Annotated in this window: 14 protein-coding genes and 2 pseudogenes; 6 read left to right on the top strand and 10 right to left on the bottom strand. The window is 38.2% G+C overall.

Annotation, left to right across the window (positions count from 1 at the left end; translation table 11 throughout):
• Positions 1-246 precede the first annotated feature (246 nt).
• Positions 247-1809: an alpha-amylase family glycosyl hydrolase gene (locus Q5794_RS13270; RefSeq protein WP_374988015.1), complete on the top strand. Its 1563-nt coding sequence runs from the start codon at positions 247-249 to the stop codon at positions 1807-1809.
• A 41-nt stretch (positions 1810-1850) separates the two neighbouring features.
• Here the strand turns inward: Q5794_RS13270 and Q5794_RS13275 are convergent, their stop codons facing one another.
• Both Q5794_RS13275 and Q5794_RS13280 read right to left on the bottom strand, forming a co-directional pair.
• The gene (locus Q5794_RS13275) at positions 1851-2309 is read right to left on the bottom strand and encodes a GNAT family N-acetyltransferase (RefSeq protein ID WP_374988016.1); all 459 of its coding nucleotides are present in this window, start codon (positions 2307-2309) and stop codon (positions 1851-1853) included.
• A complete protein-coding gene (locus tag Q5794_RS13280; RefSeq protein WP_374988017.1) occupies positions 2296-3729 on the bottom strand; it encodes a class I adenylate-forming enzyme family protein in 1434 nt (477 codons plus the stop codon). The genes Q5794_RS13275 and Q5794_RS13280 overlap by 14 nt, the downstream gene beginning before the upstream one ends.
• A gap of 90 nt (positions 3730-3819) precedes the next feature.
• Between Q5794_RS13280 and Q5794_RS13285 the strand changes: the two genes are divergently transcribed.
• Both Q5794_RS13285 and Q5794_RS13290 read left to right on the top strand, forming a co-directional pair.
• Complete coding sequence (locus Q5794_RS13285; RefSeq protein WP_374988018.1) at positions 3820-4167, top strand: biotin transporter BioY; 348 nt, start codon at positions 3820-3822, stop codon at positions 4165-4167.
• 13 nt (positions 4168-4180) lie between these two features.
• Positions 4181-5274, top strand: a pseudogene (locus Q5794_RS13290) (acetyl-CoA C-acyltransferase).
• An 11-nt stretch (positions 5275-5285) separates the two neighbouring features.
• Here Q5794_RS13290 and Q5794_RS13295 read toward each other — a convergent pair.
• From Q5794_RS13295 to Q5794_RS13320, 6 genes and pseudogenes are all read right to left on the bottom strand, one after another.
• Positions 5286-5942, bottom strand: a complete 657-nt coding sequence (locus tag Q5794_RS13295) for an MtnX-like HAD-IB family phosphatase (protein ID WP_374988019.1) — start codon at positions 5940-5942, stop codon at positions 5286-5288.
• A gap of 17 nt (positions 5943-5959) precedes the next feature.
• Positions 5960-9165 (bottom strand): annotated as a pseudogene (locus Q5794_RS13300) (SNF2 helicase associated domain-containing protein).
• 132 nt (positions 9166-9297) lie between these two features.
• Positions 9298-10515, bottom strand: coding sequence for an MFS transporter (locus tag Q5794_RS13305; RefSeq protein ID WP_374989217.1), 1218 nt, complete (start codon positions 10513-10515; stop codon positions 9298-9300).
• A complete protein-coding gene (locus Q5794_RS13310) occupies positions 10515-11054 on the bottom strand; it encodes an NADPH-dependent FMN reductase (protein WP_374988020.1) in 540 nt (179 codons plus the stop codon). The genes Q5794_RS13305 and Q5794_RS13310 overlap by 1 nt, the downstream gene beginning before the upstream one ends.
• A gap of 139 nt (positions 11055-11193) precedes the next feature.
• A complete protein-coding gene (locus tag Q5794_RS13315; RefSeq protein WP_192993419.1) occupies positions 11194-11832 on the bottom strand; it encodes a response regulator transcription factor in 639 nt (212 codons plus the stop codon).
• A 15-nt stretch (positions 11833-11847) separates the two neighbouring features.
• Entirely contained in the window at positions 11848-12966 is a 1119-nt protein-coding gene (locus Q5794_RS13320) for a GAF domain-containing sensor histidine kinase (protein ID WP_192993421.1), read from the bottom strand.
• A gap of 336 nt (positions 12967-13302) precedes the next feature.
• Between Q5794_RS13320 and Q5794_RS13325 the strand changes: the two genes are divergently transcribed.
• On the top strand, positions 13303-13641 hold the full coding sequence (locus Q5794_RS13325; RefSeq protein WP_013057201.1) for a hypothetical protein: 339 nt from the start codon (positions 13303-13305) through the stop codon (positions 13639-13641).
• A gap of 95 nt (positions 13642-13736) precedes the next feature.
• Complete coding sequence (locus Q5794_RS13330; protein ID WP_013057202.1) at positions 13737-14021, top strand: hypothetical protein; 285 nt, start codon at positions 13737-13739, stop codon at positions 14019-14021.
• Positions 14022-14065: 44 nt separating this feature from the next.
• Here Q5794_RS13330 and Q5794_RS13335 read toward each other — a convergent pair whose 3' ends face one another.
• Entirely contained in the window at positions 14066-14623 is a 558-nt protein-coding gene (locus tag Q5794_RS13335) for a helix-turn-helix domain-containing protein (protein ID WP_057236392.1), read from the bottom strand.
• Between the two features lie 100 nt (positions 14624-14723).
• Between Q5794_RS13335 and Q5794_RS13340 the strand changes: the two genes are divergently transcribed.
• Positions 14724-15701 (top strand): multidrug resistance efflux transporter family protein, encoded by a 978-nt coding sequence (locus Q5794_RS13340; RefSeq protein WP_057236389.1) that lies wholly within the window; start codon positions 14724-14726, stop codon positions 15699-15701.
• Between the two features lie 46 nt (positions 15702-15747).
• Here the strand turns inward: Q5794_RS13340 and Q5794_RS13345 are convergent, their stop codons facing one another.
• Positions 15748-16536: a DUF4240 domain-containing protein gene (locus tag Q5794_RS13345; protein WP_374988021.1), complete on the bottom strand. Its 789-nt coding sequence runs from the start codon at positions 16534-16536 to the stop codon at positions 15748-15750.
• Between the last annotated feature and the right edge of the window lie 157 nt (positions 16537-16693).

The following is a 16693-nucleotide window of genomic DNA, read 5'->3' on the forward strand; positions in this document are numbered from 1 at the left end:
AATATTTGACATAGTCATTATTTTCACTTTGATAATACTCCCTTATTTTATTGATATCTTCTATCTATAGCCTTAATATAACGCAGCCACTCAATGTCATTGGACACAGTAAACAAACAGGTTGTCAGAATAATTACTAGTTCAAAATAATCAAAATGAAATTTTTATTGTAATCGTTTTCAATGAGGTGCTATATTTCAATTGTAGTCAATTTATGCAAACGATTGCAAAAAAGGGGATGAAACGATGAAAGGGAAAAAATGGACAGCTTTAGCACTAACACTGCCGCTGGCTGCTAGCTTATCAACAGGCGTTCACGCAGAAACCGTACATAAAGGTAAGTATGAAGCAGCAGATAAAAACGGTGTCTTTTATGAGGTGTATGTAAACTCTTTTTACGATGCAAATAAAGATGGACATGGTGATTTAAAAGGTCTGACACAAAAGTTGGATTATTTAAATGACGGCAATTCTCATACAAAGAATGATCTTCAAGTAAACGGGATTTGGATGATGCCGGTAAACCCTTCTCCCAGCTATCATAAATATGATGTAACGGACTATTATAACATTGATCCGCAGTATGGAAGTCTGCAAGATTTTCGCAAACTGATGAAAGAAGCAGACAAACGAGACGTAAAAGTTATCATGGATCTCGTTGTGAATCATACGAGCAGTGAACACCCTTGGTTTCAAGCTGCGTTAAAAGATAAAAACAGCAAGTACAGAGATTACTATATTTGGGCTGATAAAAATACTGATTTGAATGAAAAAGGATCTTGGGGACAGCAAGTATGGCATAAAGCTTCAAACGGAGAGTATTTTTACGGAACGTTCTGGGAAGGAATGCCTGACTTAAATTACGATAACCCTGAAGTAAGAAAAGAAATGATTAACGTCGGAAAGTTTTGGCTAAAGCAAGGCGTTGACGGCTTCCGCTTAGATGCTGCGCTTCATATCTTTAAAGGTCAAACGCCTGAAGGCGCTAAGAAAAATATCCTGTGGTGGAATGAGTTTAGAGATGCGATGAAAAAAGAAAATCCGAATGTATATCTAACGGGTGAAGTATGGGATCAGCCTGAAGTGGTAGCTCCTTACTATCAATCGCTTGATTCTCTATTTAATTTTGATTTAGCAGGAAAAATTGTCAGCTCTGTAAAAGCGGGAAATGATCAAGGAATTGCCACTGCAGCAGCGGCAACGGATGAGCTTTTTAAATCATACAATCCAAATAAAATTGACGGCATTTTCTTAACCAACCATGACCAAAACCGCGTGATGAGTGAGCTGAGCGGCGATGTGAATAAAGCAAAATCAGCTGCTTCTATTTTACTTACGCTTCCTGGAAATCCGTATATTTATTACGGTGAAGAAATTGGCATGACTGGTGAAAAGCCTGATGAATTAATCCGTGAACCGTTCCGCTGGTATGAAGGAAACGGGATTGGACAAACCAGCTGGGAAACACCTGTATATAACAAAGGCGGCAACGGTGTGTCAGTAGAAGCACAAACAAAACAAAAGGATTCTTTGTTAAATCATTACCGTGAAATGATTCGTGTGCGTCAACAGCACAAAGAGTTAGTAAAAGGAACGCTTCAATCTATTTCAATAGACAGTAAAGAAGTTGTTGCCTATAGCCGCACGTATAAAGGCAAATCGATTAGCGTGTATCACAATATTTCAAATCAACCTGTAAAAGTATCTGTAGTAGCGAAAAGTAAATTAATTTTTGCCAGTGAAAAAGGTGCAAAAAAAATCAAAAATCAGCTTGTGATTCCAGACAATACAACGGTTTTAATAAAGTAATAGTAATATAAAAAATCCGTGGATATAACCCACGGATTTTTTTACAGCTCTTTTTCCAAGCAGTTCACTTGATTATGATGCAGCGGCTTAGTTGCGTACTGTGTAAAACCAAGACGCTCCCAAAATAGCTTGGCCCTAGGATTTTGAGACAGAACACCAAGGCGAAGAACTGAAACTCCTTCTTCCTTTAGCTTGTCTTCAAATGCTAGATACGCCTGCGTTCCAAAACTAAAATTATGGTAGGTGCTATGAATGATAAAAGCTCCGATCCATGGATGGTCATCGTTAGGATTTTGTTTCATGTAATCGATAACCCCTACGTATGTATCGTCAGCTTTTATAAAATAACTGTCTGTTTTTTCGTTCATGTATTCTTTGAAAAGCTCTTCTTCACTTCGCTCTTTCTTGCCGTTTTCTAACACATTATAAGCTTCGTTTGAATTGATAATCTCTGAAGCAATATACATCGTGTCAGCTGTAATGGGTTCAAATGAAATCATATGTCTTCCCTTCTTTCTCTGTAAAGTAGCTGTATATCGTCGCTTTGTCAATTTTACCATTTTTCATTCGCGGAAAGGACTTTAAAATTCTCCATACGCGCGGGATTTTATAAGCAGATACTCGTTTTGTCAGCGCTTGTCTTACATCAGAAAGAGAAACGTTCTCTAAGACAATTGCTGCACCGACTACTTCTGAACGTTCAGCATCTACTACGCTAAAAACGGCTGCTTCGCTAACGCCGGGTATTTGTAAAAGCAGCTCTTCAATTTCTTCAGCATACACTAAGCTTCCGCTGCTTTTAATCACGTTTTTGTCTCTCCCTACGATGGTAATGCTTCCGTCTTGAAGCTGAACCGCAATATCATGCGACGTAACATATCCGTTAAAAAATGAGCGGTTCGTTTCTTCGCTGTCCTTAACAAACCCTTCAAATGCTTGAGTTGTTTTCACAAATAGTGTTCCTTTATCTCCTTTTTCTACTTCTTTTCCACGCTCGTTCAGGATTAAAACGTCTACGCTGTCAACAGGATAGCCTACTGTATGAGGCAGCGTTTCAGCTGTATGTGGTGAAAGCACCGTAACAAATCCCATTTCAGAAGATCCGTAATATTCATACAGAGAGGCATTAGGAAACGCTTGTGAAAATTTCTTTCGAACGGAAGGAGATAATTTATTGCCTACTGAAATTACGTTTTTTGGCAGAAGTCGTTTTTCTTTTGGTCTGCTTTGTACATAACGAAGCAACGGAGAAATTAATGCGGGTGTAATAGACATACAGCTAGCTTCTTTGTTAAAAACAGACGAAGGTGTGAACGCTTCTAGCATGACGGCGTGCATACCGCTGCAAAGCGCATGCAAAACTGGGTAAAGCTGGGCAGAATACGAGATATGTAAAGGAACAAGCACTTTGCCGTGTTGCTCTAAAGAAAATATATCCGACCACTCTTGAAATGATGAAGACCAAGAATAATGCGATTTTACAAATCCTTTAGGCCTACCTGTTGATCCAGAGGTAAATCCAAATAAAAATAAATCGGACAGTGCATTCACTCGCCGTACGGGCAGGATTGGTCTTTCTTTTGTTATTTTAGTTAGAGAAGATGGTTTCCATAGCCAATTCGGGGATTGAATAGAAAAATAGGTATCCACTTCAGCCTCTGTTAGCTCATTATGTAAAAGCATCACAATTCCACCCGCTTTTAAAATCGCTAAAAATGACACAACAGCTTCTGCATTGTTTGGCATACTTAACGCAACGAGCTCTCCTTTTTCCATCCCTTTTTCCTGTAGCTGGTTTTCGGCTTTGCATACATGATCCCACATTTGACCGTAGCTTAGCTTATTAATAGAATCCGATAGTGCCAGTTTGCCAGGCGTTTGTTGACACTGATAAAAAATTAGTTCTTCAATTCGTTTCATTACTGCTTAAACTCCCTTTTTCTTTTACTTTTAGTGTACCGTAAATGTGCGTTTGAGAAAACAAAAATGTAAACTTATATAAAAATTAAGTTGACTAATTTTAGTTTTATAAGATACGATAGTCATGTTTTATCATACATAGCGGAGGTTTACGATGAAAACAAAAGATATGACGTACGTTGCATTATTCACGGCTATAATGATGTAACGGTTGCAAAGGCGTTTGCCGTAAATGTGTTATTTGGGATTGGATTGGTATATGTATGCGGCATTCCTGTACAGGCGATGCAGCTTCACATTCCATTTCTGAAGTCTCTTCAGCTAAGCTTCGTCTACCTTCCAGGTGACTGTATAAAAGCAGTGGTCGCGGCGTATTTAATTACAAAAGTTCGAAAAGCAGTAGCGGTACCTGGTCGTTCTAAAACGGCTTCTATGTAAGGAAGTGATAATTATGTATCAAGCCGCAATTGTAAAAGCGAAGCGTACGGTCATTGGAAAAGAAAACGGTATACTGAAAGATTTTCACGTTCAAGAGCTAGCTGCTCCTTTATTAAAACAGCTTAGCGATGGAATTGAACATGAAATTGATGACATTATTTTAGGGAATGTTGTAGGTCCAGGAGGAAACGTAGCTAGGCTATCCGCTTTAGAAGCAGACCTCCATTTTTCAATCCCGGGAATGACCATTGATCGTCAGTGCGGAGCTGGCTTAGAAGCGATTCGGATGGTCAGCTATTTGATAAAAGCAGGCGCTGGAACGTGTTATTTAGCTGGAGGCGTTGAAAGTACAAGTACTTCTCCTTTTGAAAAAAGAGCACGTTTTTCTCCTGATAGAATTGGTGACCCTGACATGGGGATTGCAGCAGAAAACGTAGCTCAGCGATACAATATATCTAAAAATCAGCAGGACAGGTATGCTCTTTTAAGTCATGAAAGAAGCTGGGAGGCTTTTGAAAAGAGATTGTTTGAAGAAGAAACGCTTCCTCTTCCAAACGTGATGCACGATGAAGCATTTATGAAAAAACGAAACCTAACAAAGCTGCTGCAAAAAGCCAGCCCTGTCTTTTTAAAAAAGAAGGCACCGTCACCGCAGCCAACAGCTGTGGAATTAACGACGGAGCCTGCATTGCACTTGTGATGGAAGAGCAAAAAGCACGCGCCTTAGGCTTTCAGCCCGTTTTGCGTTTTATTGACGCTGATATTTCAGGAGTGTCACCTCTTTACCCTGCTATTGCACCCGTTTCTGCGATTAAAAATATCTTGAAGCGAAATTCTCTTACGGTAGATGATATTGACTTATTTGAAATAAATGAAGCATTTGCCGTTAAAGTTGTCGCTTGTATGCAAGAACTCGGGATATCCGAAGAGAAAGTAAATATTCGCGGTGGAGCATTGACCCTAGGACACCCGTACGGAGCATCAGGAGCTATTTTAGCTACACGCCTTTTTTATGAAAGCAAGCGCCGTGACGTGCGATATGTCATAGCTGCTTTAGGAAGCGGAGGCGGAATAGGAACAGCGGTATTATTTGAAGTAATCAGATAATACCGCTGTTTTTATGCCTTTTTTATTACATTATGTTTCATCAAATATTGCTCAATATCTTTAAATGTTTCAACCGGAACAAACGGAACGTTTTGTCCGTGCAGTAAATCTTGCAAAGAATCTTTTGCAAATGTGACGTCTGCATATTTTGCCGGATGCGAATCCGGCTCGCTGTCTCCAGCAAAATAAATCGTTTCGTATGCTTCCTTTAGTTCTTGAATAACAGCCGATTTATCAATGCCGTAGCGTTCTGAATGCCATCTGTGAGCAGGGTCTAGACGCAAGTGAACGTTGTGTTGATGGAAATATCCTTCATTTGAATAAACTTCCACTTTTTCAACACCGTATTTATCTAAAATCGGTTTAATATAGTATGTTGTTCCAGCGCTTAAAATATAAAAATCTCCGCCGTTTTTCTGAACAGCTTTAATAAAAGCGGGCACGTATTCATCAATTGGAATATTCGCTACTTCTTCTAAAATTTTCGGTTCTTCTTGGTGAATGGATTGAAAAACAGTAGATAAAAAATCAATATCTTTCATTTCTCCTGCTTTCCATCGGTGGAAAAGTTCTTCACCTTCTGGAAAATACTTTTCAATCACAATCCAATAAAAATCTTTTTTTGAAATTGTTCCATCAAAATCTGATACAAACGCCCATTTTTTCATTCATCACACATCCTTTGCTACATACTAAGCAGTTCTCGAAGCTCTTCTTCTGTCAAACTAGAAAGCATTGTTTCTCCCGGCTGAATAACCTGTTCAATGAGTTCTTTTTTCTTTTGCTGCAAGCCGTAAATTTTTTCTTCGATGGTTCCTTGAGAAATAAGCTTGATGACCTGCACAACATTTTTTTGCCCAATGCGGTGTGCACGTCCTGCCGCTTGTTCTTCAATCGCTGGGTTCCACCATAAGTCATATAAAATAACCGTATCGGCTCCCGTTAAATTTAAGCCTGTGCCTCCGGCTTTTAATGAAATTAAGAAAATGTCTTGTTCTCCATTATTAAACCGATCCGCCATTTCCACTCGTTCTTTTGATGGCGTTTGACCGTCTAAATAAAAGTATGAGAGATTTTCTTTTTGAAGCTCTTCTCGAATAATGTGAAGCATGCTTGTAAACTGAGAGAAGATTAACAAACGTTTTCCGTTGGCAACCGCATTTCTTGTAATCTCAAGCAGCTGCTCTAATTTGCTTGAATCCCCTTCATAATTTTCAACGAATAAAGACGGATGACAGCAAATCTGGCGCAGTCTTGTTAATCCCGCTAAGATCTTCATTCGGTTTTTATTAAAATCTTCACCGGCTAAAGATGATTTTAACTGTTCTAAATACCCTACATATAATTCTTTTTGTTCTTTAGTCAGCTCAGATAAATGAGTTGTTTCAATTTTATCAGGCAGTTCTTTTAACACATCCTTTTTTACTCGTCGCAGTAAAAATGGTCTTACAATTCGACTGACCTGCTCCGATGACATGTTTTTAAACTGGCGAAGCCCTGGAAATAAACCAGGAAGAATGGTCTGGAAAATTGACCAAAGCTCATCAAGTGAGTTTTCAATAGGCGTACCGCTCAGCGCAAAACGTTTTTTAGCTGAAATAGTCCTAACAGCTACTGCTGTCTTCGTTGTATGATTTTTAATACTCTGAGCCTCATCTAGAATTAAAGCATGAAAATCAAGGTGCTGATACAAATCGATATCTTGACGCAGCGTAGGATAAGATGTGATCCATACGTCAGCTGTGCGTTTTAGCTTCTCCTCACGCTCGCTCGGCGTTCCTGTAATGGTTTGAACCGTTAAATTCGGTGCAAATTTCTCCAATTCGTTGCGCCAGTTATAAATCAAGGAAGCCGGCACAACAATTAAAAAGGCACTGCTATCTTCAGCAAGCTCTTTTTCAGATAGGATATAGGCAATGCTTTGAAGCGTTTTTCCAAGCCCCATATCATCAGCCAGCACGCCTCCTAAAGAGTAGTGAGCCAGAGATTTAAACCACTTAAACCCATTGTACTGATAATCACGCAGTGATGCCTGCAAGGATTCCGGTACTTCCCAATCCATTTCCTCTGGAGATTTGAGCTGTGTAAGTAACCTTTTAAATGCTGAGCCGAACTTAGCCGCTGATTTATCACCCGCACTCATAATCTCTTCCACTTGCATTCCTCTGTATAAAGGTACTTGCAATGAGTTATCCTTTAAGTCTTTCTCGGTTACGTTCAGCTCACGAAACAGATTTTGAATATGCTCAAAGCCTTCGTTTTCAAGAGGAATAAACGCACCGTTATCTAGACGATGATAGCTTTTCTTTTCTAAAACAGATTTTAAAACATCTTGAACGGTCTGATGATTAATGTCTCCTAAATCAAAATTAATTTCTAATAATCCATTGCTGTTTTTGATGTCAACCGTTGTTACTGGCGCAGAAAAATCCGTATAAGCATAATCTTTCATCTCATCCGTAATATACACATCCGCTATTTCATCAAGCTTTGGAACAATATGAAACAAAAATTCATATAAAGATGATTCATCTTGATTTAAATACAGCTGGTTTTTATAAATGTTTAAAGGAGCTGTTTCAATTAAATCCATCACGCGGTCTTCTTTTTCTAAATCTCGTATTAAGATTTTATCGTACTTTTCAGGTTGAGGTAAAAATGGATTAATTGAAATCTCTCCATAGTGGTACCGAAGCGTCACAAACAGCTGTTCATCTTCCTGGTCAATAAATACTTTTGCTTTTAGTTCAGGTGCAATAATCTGATGGGATACTTCTTTTGCGATATCCACTTTCCCCACTTTTTTTAGTCCTGGAACGACGTGAGATAAAAAATTGCCCATCTGCTCTTCTGCTATAGGTACGACTGGCTTCAAAGGCGCCGTTTTTCGAAGCCCTTCAAGAAGCATACGCTGATCTTGAGATAGCTCATAAAATGTCCCGTTTAAAAATAGCCACCCGTATCGATCAAAAAACGAAGCTTGATGAAGCTCCGTAAAGTCTAGTTCAAATCCAGCTGCCGGGTGCTTATTTAACTGAAACGAAAAAGGAGCTGAGCTTTCCGCGAAGATAATATTTTCATATGAGTGCCCGTCATGAATAAATGTAAAGTTCCGATCTTTGAGCAATTGAAATAACTCTTTGGCTATGATGGAGGGAATGATTAGTTCTCTGTTATTTGCAGACGCACGATACATAGAATAAGAATTTTTATAAAATGATTCATTTGTCATAATATCCATCAGCAGCTCAATGATTTTCCTATCTTCTTCTAAAAAAAATGTTCCGCCGGGTCATATTCGAAGCGCTTGGTAAATTCGTGAGTTTTGAATTCTTTAGCGTCTGTTAAAAATTCTTGAATGTTTTTTACTACATACGTCCGGTCGACGCCTACTTTCATTTCAAGCGCTACGTACATTCCTTCTGAACGTAAAAATTCTTCTGAGTAAGACTTGCAAATAAATTCCACTTTCAACGGATCTTTATCTGCATATTTTCTGTGGTCGCTTATTGTTTGGTGATAGCTTGAAAATAAGTCGATAAAATGATTTACATTCTCGTATTCTTTGCTTTGGCGAAAAGGCTTCGTTTTAATTGGCTGTGGCTTTGCTCGCTCATCGCAAATGGTTAATAAAACAGCTACTTCGTGTTTGCATTCTGAAAACTCGTGATAAGCAGGACAATCGCAGAATGAATAAAAAGAATTTCCTTTTTGTTCAACCATTACCGTATACATTTCCGCGCCTCGAACGGATGCTGTCCACGTAGTGGTCTGTTCATTGTATTCCAAATCAAGCACACGCCCCTGCTTGTAATAGGTGTGCCCTCTATAGTACGTTCTGCTTGAGTACGAATCTTTTAATTGTTCTTTGTTTAATGTTTTATTTATCATCGCTTCACAATCTTCCAATCGCATAACAGTCAATGCTGTTTCTGTTTAATTTCTATTCAGAACAAATAATGTTCAACGTTTATAACGTTGAACATTATTTGTCAATTCCTCTATTATAACATGCAACAGACATTATAAAACACTCTTAAGCAATGCAGACTGTTTTCGCTGTTTTCTTTTGTAGAGTATCCAGCCCGCTCCAGCGGATGATAATAAAAGCAGGCTAAGTCCTAAAAAAGCCAGTCCTATACGATCGTTAGCCGTAACGTACGTAAAGAAGAAAATCAGTAAAATTCGAATACCTAACGTGATAAAGCGAAAAAAGCTGTCGACTCTTCCCACGATGATATTCGGTATTTTCTGCATCATAAACGTATTTCGAGCTACTCTTGTACCTGCATTTGCAAAAGCAAGAAGAAACACAATAGAAAAATAAACCGGCAAAAGCTTCATAAAGAAGATGATAGATATTCCGATTGCAAAAAGGCTTATATTAAGCATAACCGCTAGCTCTGTGCCTGTTCTTTTCATAATAGATACGATGAATACCCCTGCCGTTAACGCCCCGAAACCATATATAGCACTTTCAATCCCATATGCTGCTGGACTTGCGTGTAATTCTTGAGTCAGATAAATAGGAAATAAATAGTTCGTCATCATCACAGCGATGAAAGGCATAAAAGAAAGCAGTAAAAAAATAGAGATCGAGCGATTTTCTTTTATAAATGTTAAACCTTCTTTCATAGCAGTGTGTTTCTTGTCGCTTCGTTCCCTGTTTTGTTTATATGGAATACTCAACAGACAAAGGAATGCAGCTATATACGTAGCTGCATCGACTGTTAAAATCCATTGAAGCGACCAACGAGTAATGACTAGACTGGCCACGGCGCCTGCAAGCATACTCGATAGCTGACCTTGTATTTCCATGATACTGTTTAATGATTGAAACGCATCTTTTGAAAAAACTTCTTGATTTAAAGCGAAAATCGTTGGATAAAAAAACGTGTAGTAAAGGTTTCCGGTTCCGTACAAAATTACGTAGTGAATCGTTGAATAATCTGTAACAAAGCCGACGATAACAAATAGCATGATCGTGGTAAAACCGATAAGTTCTACCGTTAGCAATAATTTTTTCCGTGACATTTGATCAATAAGAACGCCGATATACGGAGTAGCAACAAAGCTAATCACCGTCATAATAAGCATAATCGTACCAAATAATCTATTTCCATTTGGAGATGCAACTAACAGTAAAGGAATGGCAAGCATCGTAATACCGGAGCCGATAGAGGATAAAACATTAGCAGCTACTACGGCTTGAAAGCGCCGGTCTTTATGGAGGGCCTTCATCAAACATTTTGCTTAGCTTCTAAAATTTGCTTAGACACTTGTGTATACAGAGTCAGCTCATTAACTAATTCATGAATTCCGTCAGCTGCGTTTTTTCGTAAAGTCCCTTTTCCCACGATGTCTGCAGGGTCTAATACCAACTGCTTAGATAGAACATTCGCATACAAGGCGCGTGTAACGGTTCTAAGGTTATTTAAAGCATTAATGCCTCCTTTTCCTCCTCCTGATACTGCTAAAAGTGCAGCGGGCTTATGCGCAAAATAAGCACTGTTTAAGAAGTCAAACGCGTTTTTTAACGCTCCGCTCATAGCTCCGTGGTACTCGGGCGTCGCAAGTAAAAGACCATCCGCTTTTTCTATTTTTTCAATTAGCTCTTGTACTTCTTCTGTTTCATACTGATGAGGTTCACCTGTGAATATAGGAAGCGATAATTGGCTTAAATCTAGAAAAGAACTTTGATAGTTTTGATGAAGCTCTCTCGTGACTTGTGTTGTTCGGCCTGTTTCTCTGGGACTTCCATTGATAATAAGTATGTTCATGCTTATCTACTCCTCCGTCGTTTGGTTATATGTATAGTATAGGAATGATCGAGCTTTTTTTCGTCATGCTATTGATAGAAAGAAAGCTACCAATATAGACGGAGAAGCACAGAGAAAAACCTACAACTAAAGTCGTAGGTTAGGAAATGCCGTGCTGAACGGCATATAGAGCAGCTTGCGTACGGTCTTGAACTCCGAGCTTCGATAAAATATTAGACACATGTGTTTTCACTGTTTTTTCTGTAATATGTAAGGAAGCACCAATTTCTTTGTTGCTTTTACCTTTTGCAATTTCTTTTAATACGTCTTTTTCTCGTTTCGTTAAGTGATCAATAAAATTGACTTTCTTTTCACTGCTTTTGGTTAACCGTGTTAGCAAGTGTGTGGTGACTTTTGGATGAAGCTGATTTTCTCCGTTCATTAGCTTTCGAATAGCTGCTACAAGTTCATCTGGGTCACTTTCTTTTAGCTGATAGCCTGAAGCTCCAGCTTCTAGTGCCGGTATCACATGGTCTTGATCCGAAAAGCTTGTTAAAATCATGACTTGTATATGCGGTGCTTGTTTTTTTAATTCTTTTGTTGCTTCAATTCCGTCGAGAACCGGCATCGATAAATCCATTAAAACAATATGGGGCTGTAGGGATGTCGCTAACTTTAAAGCTTCCTCTCCGTTAGAAGCTTCTCCTACAATTTCTAAGTCGGGCTGCGTCTGTAAGAAAAAGACAAGTCCTTTTCGGACAACGTGGTGATCATCTGCGATTAGAATCTTTATTTTCATATGCGCTCCTTTCCGTTATGAAAGAGGAATAGATACTTCCACAACCGTTCCGTTTCCTATGCTGCTTTTAACAGATAGATTCCCATTTAATCTGTTTATTCGCTCCTGCATGGTTTTTAAGCCAAGCGTCGGCAATTCTGCTGAAGCGCTATATATAAATCCATTGCCGCTATCTTGAATTTTCATACTTACTTGTTCTTTGCTTATATTTACGTTTAAATGTACCTCTGCCGTACCCGCATGCTTTCGGCAATTATTAAAAGCTTCTTGCCCGACCCTCCACAGTGTCTCTTCAATCACAGCAGGCAAAACGGACACTCCTTTAATTTGTTCTTTTACGTTAAGCCCTAGCATTTGACCATAGCTTTTTAACGCGCTGACAATGCCGTTTTCTAATCCTTGAGGACGAAGCTGCCAAATTAATGCTTTCATTTCCACTTGAGCATGCTGAGCGGTTTCTTGGATTAAGGAAAAAGTCTCTTTTAACTGCACATCTGTCGCTAAGCTGCTTCCGGCTTTGGCTGTGACATTAATCGAAAACAACAGCTGATTAACAGAATCGTGAAGATCTTTGGCCAGTCTGTTTCTTTCTTCAATAAGTTTTACTTCCTGCTGAGATTGAGTCAGCTTAATCCGCTTGATAGCCGTGCCAATTTGAAGAGCGACAGATCCTAATAAATCAAGCTCTCGCTGTTCAAAATGAATTTTATGAGGGGCAGCTACATTTAATAATCCAAAGCGCTCATCCCCTGCTTGTAAGGGAACCGTTGCATGATGGGTAATATCGTGTGTATCTCCCCACTCATGAATGACGGAATCTTCAAGTCTCTTGCACTCCATAATATTAGACGCTTTTTGAAGCCGGCCATCCATATACCGATCAACACACCAGCAGCTTCCGTTACACATAGGCTGAGCGGTTTTATTTAATAAAGCCGGCGGCAAATGCTGAGCGGCAATCATCTCATGTTTTCCATTTTCGTCAATAAAAAAGATCCATCCTGTTTGTAAATCTGTTATTTGCAGCAGTTTTAAAAGAGCATCGTGAAGCATTGTATGTAAATTAGTGCCTTCATTTAAAATCTCGGCAATGTCTTTTAAAATCTTAAGCTCTGAAATATGATCTTTTTCCATAGCCTCTCTCCTATATGATGTATTTTCCATTTTTTATTTTATCACAATTAAAGACGATTCCGGCTCATAGGGCGTTATTTTTAAGGTGTTTCCGCTTGGGCATGTAAGAGTTTTTGACACCAATAATAAAAATTTCAAAAAGTATGTCAGGTAGTTTAACAATTAGCTAGAGTCTTTACGTAAAACGAACTATACTACAGATAATTCACGTAAGAAAAGAAAAAACGAAAGGAAATGAGAAGAAAAAAATATTAAAAATAATACATTGAAAACGCTTCCAAATATGAAGGCATAGTGCTATTATATAATTATTAACAGAATAGGGATGTGAGAAAGATGAATAAATTATTTTTAGAAGAGTTACGATACATTATCTTGTGTGAAGTGCCTATGACAAAGTACCGAGTAGAGCAGCTTCAAGACAAATTTGATCAAAGCCCATACTTAATTAATGAACTTTATCAACTCCTATTCGAAAAGCGTCACATTTTAGCTTTTGTTGATGATATTGAATCATCCCTGTATGACTATATTGTGAATAAAGAAATGATGGATGCTAAAACGTATTATGGAGCTATTGCACATGTAGCAAATCTTTTCGGCGAAACGCCTACATATATAAAATGCAAAATAAAAAAATATAGACAGTCTTCGATTTCGAGTATCAGTGCCTAAAAGTTGTGTACAGCTGATTCAAATAAAAAGCAAAAAAGAAATCCTAGCACAAGGGTTTCTTTTTTGTACCACTAACATATAGGGAGGAAAATAAGATGAAGACATTTTTTATCACGAATCGCTATTCGTTTCTTGAAACGCAAGTAAATGAATACATGCAATCTTTACTGGTAAAAACGCCCGAACAAGTGATTTTATATTTCGAAAGGCAAATTCGAAAGTATAAAGTATATTTACAGAAAAAACATCATTACCCAGAGTGTATGGTTCAATCTATCCACCGTTTGATTGAAGAATATTCATTAATTATCATTAGAGTGAAAAAATATATTAGCTATCAAAACAAGCTGATGAACAAACAGCTATTAGAGCCGCAGTAAAACGAATCATTTTTTATGGTTCGTTTTACTGCGGCTCTGCCGTTTTACTCCTCATATTTTAGCAGTAAATGCAGAACAGCGGGACGTTCTTCAAGATTTTTGTATGAGTGTACATGACTTCCTTCAAATTTTATAGAGTCAAATTGTTTTAGTTCGTATAGCTCTTCTTCTATTTTCATTTCAATTCTTCCTTCCATTACCGTTGCTACTTCAATTAATCCTTTATGATGAGGTTCGGGATAGTATGTAGCGAGAGGAGAAAGAAAGGCTCGGTACATTTCAATAGTTGAATCTATTTGATTTTGAAAAATAAATTCTACTTTCCACGCTTCGTCCGGTCCTTTGAGAGAAAAACCTTCTCCGCACTTAGATACAGCCACTGAAGGTTCTACTGACACTAATTTAGTTAAAGGGATATTTAAACCTGTTGTTATTTTCCACATTACTCCTAGGGTTGGATTAGTCTCCCCTCTTTCAATTTTCCCTAACGTGAGTTTGCTGACTCCCGTCCTATCTGCTAATTCATCGAGTGTGAATTCTCGCTGTGTTCTTATTTTTCTAAGCTCGTTGCCTACCTTTTTCATCATTTCTTCTGAATGCATTTTTTTCTTCCTTTCTTTTGTATATTATGATACACTTTTTTTGTATCTAAGTATACTATAATGTACATTTAGGTATTTTTATTAATTAGGAGGAAAAAGTATGAAAGCAATTTTATGGGGGCTTCTCTCGTCTATGTTCTTTTCTGCTACATTTATTGTGAATCGTGCCATGAATGTATCTGGAACAAGCTGGGCTTGGACAGCATCTCTTCGTTTTTTATTAGCACTACCTATTTTACTCATTTTAGTACTTGTACAAAAGAAGTTTACACCATTATGGATGGAAATGAAAAAGCATCCTTTCGCTTGGTTAGGCTGGGGAACTCTTGCAGGAATTGGATTTTATTCATTATTAAGTTTTTCTTCACTTTTTGGACCGTCATGGCTTATAGCTGGAACGTGGCAAGTAACGATCTTGGCAGGTGCGCTCATTTCTCCACTTTTCTATGTAACGATTCAAACTGCAGACGGAAACAAAAAAGTAAGAGGAAACATTCCACTCAAAACTCTTGGTATTTCAACGTTTATTTTAGCGGGTGTGATTCTCATGCAAGTTAAAGAAGCTGAAAACATCACGCTTTCACAGTTTGTGTTGGGTTTTCTCCCTGTCGTCATGGCTGCTTTTTTATATCCGCTTGGAAATCGAAAAATGATGGAAGTTTGCAAAGGAAAATTAGATACATTTCAACGTGTTTTAGGTATGGCTATCGGCAGTATACCGCTAAGTATCATCTATGCGATATATGGATTTTATACAACTGGTATGCCAACAGCTCCTCAATTTTCGCAAGCTTTTATATTAGCGATGAGTTCAGGTGTAATTGCGACGATGACGTTCTTTCACGCAACAGACTTGGCAAAAGAAAATTTAGCTTTGCTGGGAGCTGTCGAAGCAACTCAATCGGGCAGCATGATTTTTACAGTGTTTGGAGAAGTGGTTTTATTAAATGGGCGTGTGCCAACAGGGATAGCTTTAGCTGGTATGATGGTAATCGTAATCGGAATGATTATGAACAGTATGCTAAACAAAAAAACAAAACTGTCTTCGGCCGGTCCTTCACGTACTCTATCAAAATAAGAAAAGAGGAGATGAAAATCTGTTTAAAGGTTTTCATCTCCTCTTTTTAATATTCGAGATGATTGTTCCAATAGCGACTCCAAAGCACAGGGAAACGCATCTGTAAACCATCCTCATCATCTTCATCCCAATCAAGATCCAAATCTTGCTCATCGTACCACATTGGATCAAACTGGTCATATTTATCATAATAGTAGTCGTTATCTAAACCTGTTTTTTCTTCATAAGCTTCACACGCTACAGAAAGTAATTCTTCTAATTGAGGAGCATAGCCTTCTGCTTCTAGTGGTTTAAGTACAGAAATCATCGTCTCAGGAGATTCAATTGCTTTATAATATATGTCTTTCCCTTGATATAAAAGCCACGCTCTAAAATAATCAAAACAATCATCTGAACAACCGCCCATTACAATATAAGCTGCTGCCCACAATGAAGAAGTATAGGAGTGATCAAAATGCTGATTTAATAGCTGATCAAAGCGGAAAATGTCCTTTTCAGAACGCTTTGCTAGCGTGGAGCGGAGCCATTCCATTTGCTCGTCGACATCTAATTTTGTCTTCGCCTTTTTTATCAGTTCCCAAAAGAGAGCCTCTGACATCGTGCTGTCTTTCATTACTTGCATCGAACAAGTTAAAGGCTTATATCCTTTCTTCAATTTTGCACGAATCAGCTTTTCAGCTTCCGCTTCACAAGCTTCTGCGGAAGCAAACTCTTTTACTTGCATGCGGCCAGCTGTATCAACTTTTCCAAAGTGAATCACTAACTTGCTGTCTCTTCTTTCAACTTTCCAAAATTTATTCGATTGCTCATCTTTATACACTAAGGTTATTTGCATGATACATTCCCCTTTTTCATCCCACTACTATTATGAATATTTCTCTTTTTACAAGTTATGTAAAGCCACGGCGCTTCATAATCCCTTTTCTTTCCTTTTTTAACATGTTCCAGTTGATTTTAATTCTTTCTAAAGTTTGTTAAAAGCTGAAGTGCTA

The organism is Priestia megaterium, assembly GCF_041941685.1.
GTDB lineage: Bacteria > Bacillota > Bacilli > Bacillales > Bacillaceae_H > Priestia > Priestia megaterium_C.